The following is a 14,693-nucleotide window of genomic DNA, read 5'->3' as shown; positions in this document are numbered from 1 at the left end:
TGAGCCTAAACTAACATTAAAGTTAACTTTAACCTCAAGGTGCTTTATGCAAATCGGTCAACTGGCCCGACTAACCGGCTTACCCGCCAGCACTCTGCGTTTTTATGAGCAGAAAGGATTATTGCAACCTCACGGGAGATCAGAAGGCGGCTACCGACAATACGATGAATCAGCCGTCGCCCGAATTCAGATGATTCAGTTTGGACAGAGTCTGGGGTTTAAGCTGGATGAACTGGTCAGCCTGATGCAGGACAATCAGGACTGGCAGCACGACACGTTGCTTGCCAGACTGGATGAGAAGCTCGACGATGCTCAAAACCTCATCACTCAGTTAAAGCAAAAGCGCCGCCAGCTAATGAACTTAAGGCAAACTCTGGTGAGTCACTGGGATGCCGGAGAGTGCTTGTCTACCGAACAATTGCAAGACCTGATAGGCGATGCCTGAACCGAAAACCCGCAGTAAGTTGCCTTCTGGGTTAACAAAAGGTTAAGTTAAGGTTATGAAAACAGTCCACATTCAGGGAATACCGACATCGTGCTCACCAAGTATATTCGCCTGATCGCCACGCGCAGTTTTAAAGAGCAATTATTGCTGACCATCAGCGTCATTGGCATGCTCGGGATCGGGGCTATCATACCGGTCCGCATTCTTGAGCAGCACTGGCCGATGGTAATGCTAGACAGCACACTGGTGCTACTGTTTGCCCTGTTTACCTATCTGGTCTGGCATCAGCGTTTTTTAAACCCGTTAAGCTACCTTATTGCCACCGTCATTTTAGTGGGCACAACCGCGACGGCATTCTTACAGGGCTACCCACAAGTATTCTGGCTATTTCCCGCGATCACCGCTGTGTTTGTGATCCTAAGCGCTCGGGATGCTCTTATTGGCATTACAATTACTTTTGTGGTGATGGCCTTTCCTCTCAGCGACAACATGACGCCCTCGGAGCTGATTACCTATTTTCTGACGCTCGTCACCACCAGCATCTTTATGTTTTTATTTTCCCGTCAACTTTTATCCCAACACGAGAAGCTCGAGCGCCTGGCCCATCTTGACCCACTGACAGAAATTGGCAACCGCCGGGCCTTTGAGCAGCAAGCCAAGACTCAGATGGCCATGTACCAACGTTCTGAAACGCCACTGTCTCTTATTATCTTTGATATTGACGATTTTAAGGATGTCAATGACAGGCTAGGTCACGAAGAGGGTGATCGGGTGTTGCTGGCCGTGACTCAGGCTATTGGGCAACGGCTCCGAAAGAGCGACAGTCTGTTCCGCCTTGGCGGTGAAGAGTTCGGCGTTTTACTGCACAATACTGTTGCCGAAGACGCACTTAATCTGGGCCAATACCTGCAAATGGCCCTGGCCGGTCTCAACCACCACGACTGCGAGATCACTGCCTCTTTTGGCGTCGCTGAGTATCAGGGTGAAGGCTTATCCCGCTGGATGAGCCGCACCGACAAGGCCATGTACACCGCTAAAAACAACGGCAAGAATCAGGTGGCACTGGCCGATCCAGATCCAACCTCCAAACGTTAACGTTCCACTATTAACCAACATAAGGATAATTTGTGACTGAATCCTTCGATATTGTGCTGTTTGGCGCGACCAGCTTTGTCGGCAAGATCACAGCCCGATATATGGCAGAGCATTACCCATCTGCCGACATAAAATGGGCCATTGCCGGGCGCAGTGAGCGTAAGCTGCATGCCCTGAAAGCGGAATTACCCCAGGGCAACGAACCGGAAGTTATCATTGCCGACGCGACCGACGGTTCTGCATTAGACAGACTCTGCCAGCAAACTAAGGTGATCGTGTCCACAGTAGGGCCTTACGCCATATATGGAGAAGCCCTGGTTAAAGCCTGTGTGGACAATGGCACCGATTACTGCGATCTCACCGGTGAGGTGCAGTTTGTTCACAAGATGCTGAAGCAATACGAAGCTAAGGCCCGCGCGTCTGGAGCGCGCATCGTACACTGCTGTGGTTTTGACTCTATCCCCTCGGATCTGGGCTGCTACTTCTTACAACAGCAGGCCAAAGAGAAATACGGTCAACCTTGCCAGAGAGTGGCCATGCGCGTCGCTCGCATTAAGGGCAACTTTTCCGGTGGCACCTTTGCCAGCATGATGAATGTGTTTAAAGATATGGGCAAAGATCCCTCCTTAAAAAAGGTCCTCAGCGATCCCTACAGTCTCTGTCCACCGGACTTTAATGACAAGGCCCGTCAGAAAAGTGTGAAAAAGTATTTCTGGGATAAGCTGTCTGACAGCTGGGCCGCCCCCTTTATTATGGCCGGAGTCAACACCCGTATCGTGTTACGCAGTGCTGCTCTCGCCCCCGAGCTCTACGGCAGTGAATTTCAGTATCACGAAGCCATGCTCACCGGCTCCGGCGCTAAAGGTAAAAAGCGGGCCTCGCGCATCACAATGGGTTTGGGCGCGTTGATGTTGTCCGCCTCGGTAGCCCCCCTGCGCTGGATATTAGAACGCTGGATTTTGCCGAAGCCCGGTACCGGACCCTCCCCTAAGGAACAACAGGAGGGGTATTTCCGCATTCACCTCTACGGCCGGACGTCGTCCGATCAGGAACTGAAAGTCGAAGTCACCGGTGACCGTGACCCCGGCTATGGCGCCACCGCCAAAATGCTATCGGAAGCGGCCCGGTGTGTATTAAAAGACTGTCCCAAAGAAAAACAAGAGGGTGGTTTCTGGACGCCTGCGACACTTATGGGGGAGCCATTAATCAAGCGTTTACAAGACAATACAGGTATAGACGTTCGGCTCCTGTAAGGAAGTTGAGTCGGCCATAAAAACAAGCTTATAATGCGGGGCCATGACGCCTCGCATTACTATGACCGACCATCGGGACATGGAGCCAACGCTATTTTAATCCCAACCTCAATTTCCTCACGATTCTCCCTGTCGGGTCATTATCGACGCAAGTATTGGCTATACGGCGCCTTGGGTATGGTGATTATCCTGATGTTACTCGGTTCAATGGAGTACACCCGTCACCACAGTGAACTGGAGCAGCAGCGAGTTCAGATTTCCAAGCGTCTGGGGCATAGCATGACCCAGGTCAATGACCAAATCAGTCAGTATCTGAATATCGCGCAGGGCGTTGGGGCCTACTGGCTGATGCACCCGCAACTGACCCAGCAGGAATATGGCGCCTTTACCCATCAGCTGTTACAAAATTCCAAGGTCATACGACATATCGCCGCATCTCGTAACCAGGTGATTGAGTACGTTTACCCCCTTAAAGGCAATGAGCAAGTTATCGGCCTGAACATCGCCCGTTTACCGGAGCAAAGGCAGGCATTGCTGAAGGCGCAGGAAAGTCACTCCACCGTTATCGACGGCCCCATTGCTCTGGTACAGGGTGGTCAGGCGCTTATCGCCCGACACCCGGTTTTTTCACCGGACAGCGGTCAGTTTTGGGGCACGGTATCGTTAGTGCTGCACTACGATACCCTGCTTGAGCAAGCGCTCGCCGAAACCAGAAGCGAGTTAAGGCTCAGCATTCGGGTTGACAATGATGCGCCCCATTCCGCGCAAATTTATGGCACCGCCATTCCCCCGGAGCAGTCCCCTATCACGGCCAGCTTAGCTGTGGGCGATACGAGTTGGCAGTTTAGCGCTGTTCCGCGCAAAGGCTGGCAGTCCTATCAACCATTTGTTCTGCTCTGGTTAAGCGGCTTACTGACGGTCTTCATATGGTGGCGACTGGCCTACACTCATTTACTGCGCCACCAGCTGACCGACCAGCACAGAGCAGACCAATATCGCCAGGCGAAACGCTTCGAACAGATGTTTTATCAACACAGCGCCATTATGCTGACGATTGATGCTGACAGCGGTGAAATTCTGTCGGCGAACAATAGTGCCGAAGCCTTTTACGGCTATTCTGAAAGCGAGTTGCGTAGTATGAATATAGCGAGACTCAACAACTTACCAGAAGAAGAAGTCAGTCGGCGCCGGAAGCAGGCCCTGACCGGTCAGGTCAATTGCTTTGTTTTCCCACACCGCTTAGCCAATGGGGATATCCGCAACGTAGAAATACATTCCTCACCGGTTCATGTGGATGATAAGGCCATTTTATTGTCCATTATTCACGACGTGACCGAACGGGTGGAGCAAGAGCAGAAACTGAAGCTGGATGCCAAGGTGTTCGATAACTCTCAGGAAGCCATTATGATCACCGATGCAGATCAATGCATCCTGGCCATCAACCCCGCTTTCTGCCGAATAACGGGCTACCACGAGGAAGAGGCTATCGGCGCAACCCCGACTCTGCTCAATTCTGGTCGTCACGGGCCGGAGTTTTACCGCGAGATGTATCAAAGCCTCGACACTTATGGTCATTGGCGCGGCGAGATCTGGAACCGCCGTAAGGATGGCACCGTTTATCCGGAACTGTTATCCATTAGTTCAGTGCTGGCCAATGATGGCCAGGTGACTCACTATGTGGCGGTGTTCTCCGATATCACATCGCAAAAGCAATCCGAAGAAAAACTGGAGCAACTGGCTCATTACGACCTGCTTACCGGTTTACCCAATCGCCTGCTGCTCAAGTCTCGGATGCAACACGCTATTGAGTCGGCCAATCGCAATCAGGCTCACCTTGCAGCGCTGTTTTTGGACCTGGACCAGTTTAAATATGTTAACGATTCGATGGGGCACGCTTCTGGCGATATATTGCTACAGGAAGTTGCACAAGTGTTGTCACACCGTATACGCACCAGTGATACGCTAGCCCGCCTGGGGGGCGACGAATTTGTGGTGCTACTGGAAGACATTCATAGCCCGGAGGATGCCACCACTGTGGCCGCAGACCTGATTAACGCCCTGAACCGGCCTTTCAGGCTGAATGAGCATAAATCTGCCCATATTGGTGTCAGTATCGGGATTTCCTTATATCCGGAAGACGCCGACAGTGGCGACCAGTTACTGGCCCATGCCGACGCAGCCATGTACCGGGCCAAATCCCTCGGCCGCAATACTTATGCCTTTTACACCCAAAGCATTACCCGGCAGTCGCAACATAAGCAGCGGATTTATGGTGAGTTAAAAGACGCCTTAGAACAGGACCAGCTGCGACTCTACTATCAGCCACAGGTCGAGTTAGCCACTGGCCGGGTGACCAGTGTTGAAGCATTAATCCGTTGGCAGCATCCACAACAGGGATTGCTGACCCCTAATCACTTTATCCCGGTGGCCGAAGAGCGAGGCCTGATTCACAAGGTCACTCTGTGGGTTATTGAGGCTGCCTGCCGTCAGTTAGCGGACTGGCAATCCCAAGGGATGGAAGTCGATATTGCCGTCAATGTATCGCCAAGAGACTTTGCCATAGACGACTTTTATGACCAGGTAGAACAACTTCTGAAGCAATATCAGGTCGAGCCAAAACGCATGCATCTGGAGCTGACCGAAAACACCCTGCTCAACCAACCTCGTCAGATTATCGAAACTCTGGAGCGCTTCCGCGCTCTGGGCGTGCAACTGGCCATTGATGACTTTGGCACAGGCTACGCCTCATTGGCTTATCTGCGCTCTCTGCCGGTGGATAAGCTTAAGATCGACCGCAGTTTTGTGAACGATATTTCAGCGGCGGCCCACGACACGACGATCGTGAGAGCCGTTATCGGCCTGTCCAAGGCCTTTAGCCTGACGGTCGTTGCAGAAGGTGTAGAAACCGAGATACAGCAAGACATGTTACGCGAACTAGGCTGTGACGTAGGCCAAGGTTACTTCTACAATAAGCCCCTCAGTGAATCTGATTTCAGGGAGTGGCTAACTCAATGGCAACAACGGGAAAGGGGTTGATATGACCCTCTTCTACATTCTCGGCATCTTATTGGTGGCGCTGTTGATTCTGGTGCCTTTGTTGGAAAAGGCCAACCTGCAATTTTCACCGAAAACCATGAGCACCATGAGCCGTTGGGTGCTGCCACTGGTGGCGATACTGCTTATCTTACAGTTAGTTCGCTATATGCTGTAGTAATACAGCCTCAGGGCCCGCTTGCCCAGCGGGCCCTGAGGGTTTGGTTCAGTGTTTGTACTTACTGAGCAAACAGCTGGTTGAGGTAGGCGGCCATACGAACCCCTGCCTGTTTAAGGCGCATCTTCACCTTAGGCAAGTGCTTAAACTTATAATCCCAACTAATCGCATCGCTGTCGGGGTAAATAACATCTCTGATGTCGGTGCTTTCCTCAATCCACTGCAGCGGCGGAGCGCTTTGCCAGTCTGCGACTTCCTCTGCAGTAATCCGCCGATTCAGCCAGCTTGTCCACTCACTGTACGATAACTGTTGCCGGTCAATTAAGCCGCTGTCCCAGACACGATGCAAATTGCTGTTCTCCCAGAAAAACGACAGCTTAACGTCGTTACCGCCTCGGTCAGTTCCATTACCGGCGTGCAGCGGCTGGTGCAAATCACCGATAATATGAACAATAAAACGCAGCGCCAGTTGGCGCTCCTCAAGGCTGGCTTCCTCATCCTGTAGGGTTTTGCTAAAACCTTCTAATGCCGTATAGGCATCCCCTTGTTCCGGTGCACCAACCTGATGGTAGTGTTTTCCCTCAGGAACGGTCACATAATGATAGGGGGATGCCGTTTCCTGCCAGAACTCGCTCGGATGAGAACGCATCTCATCCGGCCAGGTAGAAGCTTCTGCCAAGTCTTCCGGTCCCAGGATCCGATCTATCGCGGCTTTTGCTTCGCTCGTCAGGTATTGCTCAGCAATAGCACCTGTGATGCGGTGCCCTGTCTGGCCCCATGCATTGGCGTCAGGTGAGTAATTAATGGCGGCTGCAATCAAGGCAGCGGCGGCAAAGGCGGGTTTTCTCATGGTAATACCACTATCCGATTCAACAAAAGTGCGTTTATGACACCGGCATGGGCAACAGTAAAGAGCGGTCATGAAAATTTAATCCGCCCAATGTAAATGCCCCCCGATGGGAAGAGTGATAAAGGGCGGCAGCCCCGGCCGTTCGGCCATAATCGTCTCTAAACGCCGCCGCGGCTCGTCCAGTGCTTCGGCGGACAGCTGAAAGGTTGACCAGTGCATCCCTACACTCGTGGCTGCTCCCACATCCTGATGGATCCTTACCGCTTCCTGGGGGTTAACGTGATACGGCTTCATAAACCAGCGCGGTGAATAAGAACCAATGGGGATCAATGCAACATCGATGTCCTTGAGTCTCTCCCCGATTTGCCGGAACTGGACCGGGTTATAACCGGTGTCACCGGCAAACCAAAGACGCCAGTCCCCTATCTGGATATGCCAGCCAGCCCAGAAGGTTTCGCGCCTGTCAAACAGACTGCGTGCCGACCAGTGCTGTGCAGGTGTCGCAGTAATGGTGTATCCCCGGCCAGTGTCCTGCTGCCACCAGTCCATTTCGGTAATACTCAGACCGTCTATGTCCTGCTGTTTGAACCACTCACTCAACCCCAGAGGTACATAATAATGAGGTTCGTTGCCCAGTTGCTTAATGGTCGCCCTATCCAGGTGGTCATAGTGATTATGGGAGATAAGCACCACATCAATGCGGGGCAAGTCCTCAAATGAATAAGGCATGGGGGCAAGCCTCACCGGCCCGGCAAAGCTAACCGGTGAGGCTCTTTCAGACAAGATAGGATCGGTAAGCACATTCAGCCCACCGGCCTGGATCAGAAAAGTCGAGTGTCCCAACCAGATCACTCTTTCCCCTGACGGACGCACCGTCAGATCCAAGGTATTGGTGACCGTCTGAATCCGATCCACCTGCGCCGACTGATCGGCAAACTCAGTGTCCCCGAACAGGCGCATGCCCCAGTAATCGAAAAAAGACTTTTCCGGGTCCTGGATTTGGGGGTTAGTATACTGACCGTCTTCAATCAGGGTGTGTTGACTGGTGGGCAAGTCTTTTTGAGACGCACAAGCCGCCAAGGACAGGACCGTGGCCCACACCCCTGCCCACCACTGAAGTTTTACCTGCATTTGCACCTACTTTGCATAAACATACCTTGTTACGCCAAAGAGCGCTGAGGCGATCAACCACTCAGAAGAAAGCCTGTAAGCCGGTCTGCGCCCGTCCCAGAATTAAGCCGTGTATGTCATAGGTGCCTTCGTAGGTATTTACGGTTTCTAAATTCAACATATGCCGCATCACGTGATACTCGTCGGAGATACCATTGCCACCGTGCATGTCTCTGGCCTGGCGGGCAATATCGAGTGCCTTGCCACAGTTATTGCGCTTCATCATGGACACCATGACCGGGTCCTTTTGACCTTCATCAAACAGTCTCCCGACTCTCAGCGCTCCCTGAAGTCCTAATGCTATCTCGGTTTGCATATTAGCCAGCTTGGTTTGAAATAACTGGGTCTGGGCGAGCGGCTTACCAAATTGTTTTCTGTCCAGACCGTACTGACGGGCCTGATGCCAGCAAAATTCCGCTGCGCCCATGGCGCCCCAAGCAATGCCATAGCGGGCCAGATTTAAGCAACTGAACGGCCCTTTCAGACCTTTTACGCCCTCCAGCAGGTTGCTTTGGGGCACAAACACATTATCCATGACGATCTCACCGGTAATGGATGCCTTGAGAGACAACTTACCTTCTATTTTGGGAGCCGACAGCCCGGTCATGCCTTTATCAAGAATAAAGCCGCGAATGGCGTTGTCGTCACTGACATCCTTAGCCCAGACCACAAACACATCGGCAATGGGCGAATTGGTTATCCACATCTTATTGCCGCTGAGCCGATATCCCCCGTCGACTTTGACCGCCCGAGTTTGCATACTGGCCGGATCTGAGCCTGAATCCGGCTCGGTCAGTCCGAAACAGCCGATCCATTCACCACTGGCCAGCTTCGGCAGATACTGTTCTTTTTGCTCTGGTGTGCCAAAGGCGTAAATGGGATGCATCACCAAAGAGGACTGCACGCTAAAAGCACTCCGATACCCGCTGTCCACCCGTTCGACCTCGCGGGCGATCAGGCCATAGGAGACATAATTCACACCAGCGCAGCCATAACCATCGATGGTCGCACCCAACAGGCCCATCTCGCCAAACCGTTGCATGATCGTAGGGTCAAAATATGCCTCGCGATTGGCCTGCAGGATCCCTGGCTGCAACTCCTGCTGACAAAACTCTCTGGCACTCTCTCTGATCAACCGCTCCTCTTCGCTCAGCTGCGCACTTAACCTCAGACAATCGAACCAGTTACTCATTTGCACTTGCTCCCAAGAAAACACTTCGTTAAACCCGGTATAATAACCAACTCACTACCTCCCCCCTACCCGAAACTCATCAAAATTGTCTCAAATCAAATATTTCCCTGTTAGGACCACGTAATGTAATAAGGTATTCCATTCCAATAATAACCATGTTATTTGTATGGTTATTATTAACACACTGTTTACTATTGGATCTGCGATGAGACACGATGTTCATGTGACACAACAATGCATTTCTCTCAGCGATACAACCAACATATTGTCGACCACTGATCTCAAGGGCAAAATCACCCACGTTAACGACGAATTCATTTCTGTCAGTGGTTTTAGCCGAGAAGAGCTGATTGGGCATCACCATAACGTGGTTCGCCACCCTGATATGCCTGCTCCCGTATTTAAAGCGTTCTGGCAAACACTGAAAGATGGCCGCTCCTGGATGGGCGTCGTTAAAAACCGTTGCAAAAATGGCGATCATTACTGGGTGGACGCTTTCGCCACCCCAATCCAGCAGTCCGGTGTAACAACGGAATACCAGTCCGTAAGGCGCAAACCCCAGGCCGCCTTTGTTAAACGGGCTGAGCGTCTCTATAAGATGTTTGAAAATGACGCATCCCCTACCATCCGGTCCAGGATTGCGCTGTTTCCATTGATAGCAGCAACCTTCTCACTACCACTGCTGGCCTTCGTTTTGACAGCAATCTTTAACACCGGTGTTCTGTTCTCATTATTCCTCTCCACCTTTTTTTGGGTTGCGGCACTTGTCGGGGTGTTTTACTGGCTTCGCCCCATTCGTCAGGCGATTGAAAAAGCAAAAGCCGTCAACAACGATGTCGTCGCCCGATATGTCTACACCGGTCAGAACAACGAGGGCGGGGATCTTCTGTTAGCGTTTCAAACTCTGGAAGCAGAAAATGCCGCACTTGTGGGACGGTTAAACGATATGTCGTTGACTCTGTCCCGAAGTACAGAGAGTTTAAGCTCTGCCGTCACTCAGGCGGAAGCCGGACTCGATCAGCAGCTCGAACAAATTGCGAATATCAGTCAGGCACTCAGAACCCTGCACAATACCGTGACAGAGGCGGCCGATCATTCTCGTAAAGCCTCTGATAGCACCGCAAACGGGCTCGCTGAGTTAGAAAAAGGCCACAGCGCAGCTCATCAGAATGAAGGCGCTGTCAGCGAGCTCAATGCGCAAATCTCCCATTCTGTCAGTACCATTGAAGATGTGTCCGCCAGCAGTGAAGACATAGATCGAATATTACAAGTTATCCTGAGCATCGCGGAGCAAACCAACCTATTAGCGCTCAATGCCTCCATTGAGGCAGCCAGAGCTGGCGAACATGGCCGAGGCTTTTCTGTGGTTGCCGATGAAGTCAGGGCTTTAGCAACTCGAACGCAAGAATCTACCGCAGAAATACAAAACGTTATTCATACGCTGCAGAGCAGAGTTTCGGACGCCGTCAGAACCATGAAAATCAGTCAGGAGAAAACGGCCACGAGTGTTCAACTCAGTTTGACCAGTAAGAAGGTGCTCGGACAGTGTTCGGAACAGTTTCAGGTGATTGCCAATATGAGCCAGCAAATTGCCGATATCGTGGCAGAACAAGGCCAGAATGCCCAGCAAATGAACCTCAGTGCTGAGCAGCTTCAAAGTATTGGCAATGATAATCGAGAGGCGTCGAGTCTGGTCGCTCAGGTTTGCGCCGAAACTAAGCGCATCAGCCAACGGCTCGATCAGCTTACCAACCAATTTTGGTCTAAGCAGACCCGCTCTGCCTGAAAAAAAGTCCGACGGAGTAATCAATATGCAGTTTTCTTCGGTAGCGCCTTTGTACATGCCTTTATCCACGTCCAAGCTCTCTTCTGAACAACTGGCTCAGTACTACTCCGCACTTAATATGACCTCCATTGTTTCCATCACGGATCGATCAGGCAGGATCACGTACGTCAATAAGTTGTTTGAGGAAATAAGTGGCTACAGGCGATGTGAACTATTGGGACAAAGTCATAATGTGATCAGGCATCCCGATATGCCGGATGAAGTTTTCAGAGACTTATGGAAAACCATTAAAGCCAAACAAATCTGGACCGGCCTTATCAAGAACCAGCGAAAAGACGGCAACAGTTACTACGTTAAGACTTCGATCATTCCTATTCTGACCTCAGAGGGCAACATCAAGGAGTATCTGAGCATACGCAATGATGTCACTCGTATCATTAAGGCTCGTCGCACCATTCAGCGCCAGACCACCGATACTCTGACAGGTCTGCCAAACCGAGTGCGGCTGCTGAAAGATCTGTCAAACGGAGACTATCAATTGGTGGCCTTGCTGGATGTACGTAACTTCAAGATGCTCAATGATTACTGGGGCGTGGAGTCAGGCAATGAAATCATTCAGCAACTCGCTAACAATATATCGTCCGCAGCGGCTATGATAAAGATAAGAGTCTATGCTATGAACGGCGCATTATTTGCCCTGTTACCAGAGGGTACCATTTCACTGGAAGACTTCTATCAGGACTGCCAGCGTCTGAGACTGACTCTGGCTTCGAACCCCATTCAGTTACAAGAACACCCCATTGATATTCCCGTGACTATGGCCATTGGCTACAGCTCAAAGACCCCCTTAGCCTATGCGGAATCAGCACTACAGGAAGCAAAACAATGCTACTGGAGAGACGAGGTCCCAGTGAAGGATGATGGTTCCGATCCAGCGGATAACTTCCATATCATCGAGCATGTCCGAACGCTGTTGGACAATGACTCACTCAAGCCGATGCTGCAACCTGTCGTTGCGGCTGCCGAGCCCAGTCGCGTCGTCTTTTACGAAGCGCTGGCCCGCTTTGACAGTGAGGCAGAAACCTGGTCTCCGGCCGAGGTTTTACCTCTGCTAAAACGCACTCACTATTATCAGAAGCTGACGGTAACCATGATGAAACGCGCTCTGGCTATTGCCAGGGAGCACCATGTCCGTGTATCGGTCAACCTAAGTATTCATGATATTCTGAATCGGGAAACGGCCAATATGCTGCTGGATATGCTCACCACTGGCAATGGCAATCAAATCATCGTAGAGCTGACCGAGTCCGAGGCGATTACCGACTTTGAGCCGGTAAAGGCCTTTGTTGAGCGGCTGAAGAACCTAGATGTCATGTTTGCGATTGATGATTTTGGTAATGGCTATTCCAACTTCGCTTACCTGACTGAGCTTAAGCCGGATATCATCAAAATTGATGGCAGCATTATTAAAAATATCGAGCACAACCGGCACCATGTCCAGGTGCTAAAATCGATCATTTTCATGGCCTCACAGCTAGGCATACAGACGGTGGCAGAATACGTCGAGTCCGCTTCTCGCCTAACGTTATTGCAAGAGTTGGACATCGACATGGTCCAGGGATTTTTTATCGGCCGGCCTGCTCTAAAGCCCGCTCAGTTCTGACACGGGCTGCGCAATAGCTCATTCTGCTTTCTCTGACTCTGGCTCTGTCTTCGCTCTGGGCTGCTTAAGGCTGATAATTTTCCAACCTTTGGCCGGCGTCAGCTGTCGCTCGCTGGTGAACACGTGCACCGACTCCTTCTCATCGATGGCGAACAGAGGCAGTACATCGGCGTCTGAATCTTTGAGAAGCTGCTCAAAGTCGAACTCCTCTGTTAACTCCGTCGTATGGATCTCCGCCTTTTCTTGCAACGATTTTTTCAGCCCGGTATAAGAGACCTTATCCCCAAACAGGTGCTGGCCGCCGTAACGGAATTTGGACTTCTTACGTTGCTCACCGCTTTTGGTGAGGCGATTACGAATGGTAAAAATACGGTTAGGTTCAAATTCCTGGCGATAGTAGTGAGCCACCAAGGCATTCAGCTCCAAATCCTCGGACATGGCCATCAAATGACCAATACCCGCCAAATCCAGATGCCGTTCGGCATGCTCTGAGGCAGGGTTTCCCCAATAGGCAGCCAGACCTCGCATCTCGGCTTCCTTAACACAGGACCAGTTATCGTCCGCCAGAACGACTCTAATATCGTTATCTTTCAAAGCCTTACCTAAGGTCTGAGCCACCCGGTTAGCACCAACGATTAGAAAGCCTTCCGGCTCCGGTTGAGCCACTTTCAGGCCTCGCGCCAATGGCCCGGCCGTCACGCTCTGCAGTAAGACGGTACCGATGATCACCATAAAGGTCAGGGGAACTAATTGATGCGCCTGTTCATAACCTACCGCATCCAGCTTAATGGCAAATAGGGCTGAGATGGCGGCAGCCACGATACCACGCGGGGCAATCCAGGCTAGCAGATGCCGCTCTGGCAGGGTCAACTTAGAGCCCCAGGAAGAGGCGTAGACACTCAATGGTCTGGATACCAGCTGAATAACCCCGAATACGGCCAATGCGCCCCAGCCAAGGCTTAAGAAAGCATCCGCATCCATACGAGCGGCCAAAACGATGAACAAGGTTGAGATCAGCAGCACACTCAGGTTTTCTTTAAAGTCCAGAATGCCTTCCAGGTCGATGCCTTTGAGATTTGCCAATAGCACGCCCATCACCGTCACGGTCAGTAGGCCGGACTCTGCCTGCAACATATCCGAAATGGCGAATACGCCACAGACCAGTGCTAATGCCAGGTAATTGTGCAAGTAGCGAGGCACCCAATGACGACGCAGAATCACCGCCAATAGATACCCGGCAAATGCGCCCAGCACGCAGCCGATCAAGAGAATCTTGCCAAAGACGACGGCACCACTGATCACTCCGCCTTGTGTCCCTTCCGACAGGATAAACTGATACACCAGGATAGCGAGCGTCGCACCGATGGGGTCGATCAGTATGCCTTCCCAGCGCAATGTGTTGGCAACGCGCTCCTTAGGCCGGATAGTGCGCAGCATAGGTACTATCACCGTTGGTCCGGTCACCACCATGATAGCGCCGAACAGCATGGCAATTTCCCAGGAAAACCCTAATAACCAACGAGTAGTGATTGCCGTCACCAACCAGGTTATTAATACTCCCCCGGTGATCAGGTTACGGATCACCTTCTCCAGGCCCGGGATTTCACGGAACTTGAGTGTTAAACTGCCCTCAAAAAGGATCACCGCGACAGCCAGCGAAATAAAAGGGAACAATAAGTCCCCAAACAGCGGATCTGGCTCGAAGACACCCAGCACAGGCCCGGCCACAATACCGGAAAGCAGTAAAAATAAGATAGCCGGAAGCTTCAGCCGCCATGCCACCCATTGGCAGGCCATACCCACCGTTAAAATTGCCGCCAATGACGCCAACACCTCTCCGTGCATCCAACACCTCGTTAATCGAAAGTGGCCTGATTAGTAATCAGTTAAGCGAAAATCTCAAGCATAGTACCAAGTTAGCTGTGGTACTCAACACCAGGGCCATTTAATCTTTCATAGACTGCCGCAAAGAAGCATGACAAGGCGAGAATTTCTCACCGAAAGTGGTATACTGCGCGGCCATAAAAA

General features: G+C 51.5%; 11 protein-coding genes. 7 read left to right on the top strand and 4 right to left on the bottom strand.

Annotated features, from left to right (window positions below; translation table 11 throughout):
* Positions 1 to 46 precede the first annotated feature (46 nt).
* From HMF8227_RS05350 to HMF8227_RS15025, 5 genes are all read left to right on the top strand, one after another.
* Positions 47 to 445: a MerR family transcriptional regulator gene (locus tag HMF8227_RS05350; RefSeq protein ID WP_109339196.1), complete on the top strand. Its 399-nt coding sequence runs from the start codon at positions 47 to 49 to the stop codon at positions 443 to 445.
* 90 nt (positions 446 to 535) lie between these two features.
* Positions 536 to 1,540 carry a GGDEF domain-containing protein gene (locus HMF8227_RS05345; RefSeq protein WP_109339195.1) on the top strand — a complete coding sequence of 335 codons (1,005 nt, stop codon included), beginning with the start codon at positions 536 to 538 and terminating at the stop codon, positions 1,538 to 1,540.
* A gap of 32 nt (positions 1,541 to 1,572) precedes the next feature.
* Positions 1,573 to 2,793: a saccharopine dehydrogenase family protein gene (locus HMF8227_RS05340; RefSeq protein WP_109339194.1), complete on the top strand. Its 1,221-nt coding sequence runs from the start codon at positions 1,573 to 1,575 to the stop codon at positions 2,791 to 2,793.
* Between the two features lie 192 nt (positions 2,794 to 2,985).
* The gene (locus HMF8227_RS05335; protein WP_162558505.1) at positions 2,986 to 5,829 is read left to right on the top strand and encodes a bifunctional diguanylate cyclase/phosphodiesterase; all 2,844 of its coding nucleotides are present in this window, start codon (positions 2,986 to 2,988) and stop codon (positions 5,827 to 5,829) included.
* Position 5,830: 1 nt separating this feature from the next.
* Positions 5,831 to 6,004, top strand: coding sequence for a hypothetical protein (locus HMF8227_RS15025; protein WP_162558503.1), 174 nt, complete (start codon positions 5,831 to 5,833; stop codon positions 6,002 to 6,004).
* Positions 6,005 to 6,065: 61 nt separating this feature from the next.
* Here HMF8227_RS15025 and HMF8227_RS05330 read toward each other — a convergent pair whose 3' ends face one another.
* The 3 genes from HMF8227_RS05330 to HMF8227_RS05320 all read right to left on the bottom strand — a co-directional run bounded on the left by HMF8227_RS05330 (position 6,066) and on the right by HMF8227_RS05320 (position 9,216).
* Positions 6,066 to 6,854: a S1/P1 nuclease gene (locus HMF8227_RS05330; RefSeq protein WP_109339192.1), complete on the bottom strand. Its 789-nt coding sequence runs from the start codon at positions 6,852 to 6,854 to the stop codon at positions 6,066 to 6,068.
* A gap of 78 nt (positions 6,855 to 6,932) precedes the next feature.
* A complete protein-coding gene (locus HMF8227_RS05325; RefSeq protein ID WP_109339191.1) occupies positions 6,933 to 7,985 on the bottom strand; it encodes an MBL fold metallo-hydrolase in 1,053 nt (350 codons plus the stop codon).
* 61 nt (positions 7,986 to 8,046) lie between these two features.
* Positions 8,047 to 9,216, bottom strand: coding sequence for an acyl-CoA dehydrogenase (locus HMF8227_RS05320; protein WP_109339190.1), 1,170 nt, complete (start codon positions 9,214 to 9,216; stop codon positions 8,047 to 8,049).
* Between the two features lie 205 nt (positions 9,217 to 9,421).
* Between HMF8227_RS05320 and HMF8227_RS05315 the strand changes: the two genes are divergently transcribed.
* Together HMF8227_RS05315 and HMF8227_RS05310 are read left to right on the top strand one after the other, a co-directional pair.
* Positions 9,422 to 11,002: a methyl-accepting chemotaxis protein gene (locus tag HMF8227_RS05315; RefSeq protein ID WP_162558502.1), complete on the top strand. Its 1,581-nt coding sequence runs from the start codon at positions 9,422 to 9,424 to the stop codon at positions 11,000 to 11,002.
* A gap of 25 nt (positions 11,003 to 11,027) precedes the next feature.
* Positions 11,028 to 12,665, top strand: a complete 1,638-nt coding sequence (locus tag HMF8227_RS05310) for a GGDEF domain-containing phosphodiesterase (RefSeq protein ID WP_162558501.1) — start codon at positions 11,028 to 11,030, stop codon at positions 12,663 to 12,665.
* Between the two features lie 18 nt (positions 12,666 to 12,683).
* Here HMF8227_RS05310 and HMF8227_RS05305 read toward each other — a convergent pair whose 3' ends face one another.
* Positions 12,684 to 14,510, bottom strand: coding sequence for a cation:proton antiporter (locus HMF8227_RS05305; RefSeq protein ID WP_109339187.1), 1,827 nt, complete (start codon positions 14,508 to 14,510; stop codon positions 12,684 to 12,686).
* Between the last annotated feature and the right edge of the window lie 183 nt (positions 14,511 to 14,693).

It is taken from the genome of Saliniradius amylolyticus (assembly GCF_003143555.1).
GTDB lineage: Bacteria > Pseudomonadota > Gammaproteobacteria > Enterobacterales > Alteromonadaceae > Saliniradius > Saliniradius amylolyticus.
Note: the sequence above shows the minus strand (reverse complement) of the source record. Positions and strands in the feature narration are given on the sequence as shown.

What these genes read in the sequence shown, in the direction of transcription:
- HMF8227_RS05310 (WP_162558501.1), top strand. Translation starts at nt 11,028, where the DNA reads ATGCAGTTTTCTTCGGTAGCGCCTTTGTACATGCCTTTATCCACGTCC.
- HMF8227_RS05305 (WP_109339187.1), bottom strand. Translation starts at nt 14,510, where the DNA reads ATGCACGGAGAGGTGTTGGCGTCATTGGCGGCAATTTTAACGGTGGGT.
- HMF8227_RS05350 (WP_109339196.1), top strand. Translation starts at nt 47, where the DNA reads ATGCAAATCGGTCAACTGGCCCGACTAACCGGCTTACCCGCCAGCACT.
- HMF8227_RS05335 (WP_162558505.1), top strand. Translation starts at nt 2,986, where the DNA reads ATGTTACTCGGTTCAATGGAGTACACCCGTCACCACAGTGAACTGGAG.
- HMF8227_RS05325 (WP_109339191.1), bottom strand. Translation starts at nt 7,985, where the DNA reads ATGCAGGTAAAACTTCAGTGGTGGGCAGGGGTGTGGGCCACGGTCCTG.
- HMF8227_RS05320 (WP_109339190.1), bottom strand. Translation starts at nt 9,216, where the DNA reads ATGAGTAACTGGTTCGATTGTCTGAGGTTAAGTGCGCAGCTGAGCGAA.
- HMF8227_RS05330 (WP_109339192.1), bottom strand. Translation starts at nt 6,854, where the DNA reads ATGAGAAAACCCGCCTTTGCCGCCGCTGCCTTGATTGCAGCCGCCATT.
- HMF8227_RS15025 (WP_162558503.1), top strand. Translation starts at nt 5,831, where the DNA reads ATGACCCTCTTCTACATTCTCGGCATCTTATTGGTGGCGCTGTTGATT.
- HMF8227_RS05315 (WP_162558502.1), top strand. Translation starts at nt 9,422, where the DNA reads ATGAGACACGATGTTCATGTGACACAACAATGCATTTCTCTCAGCGAT.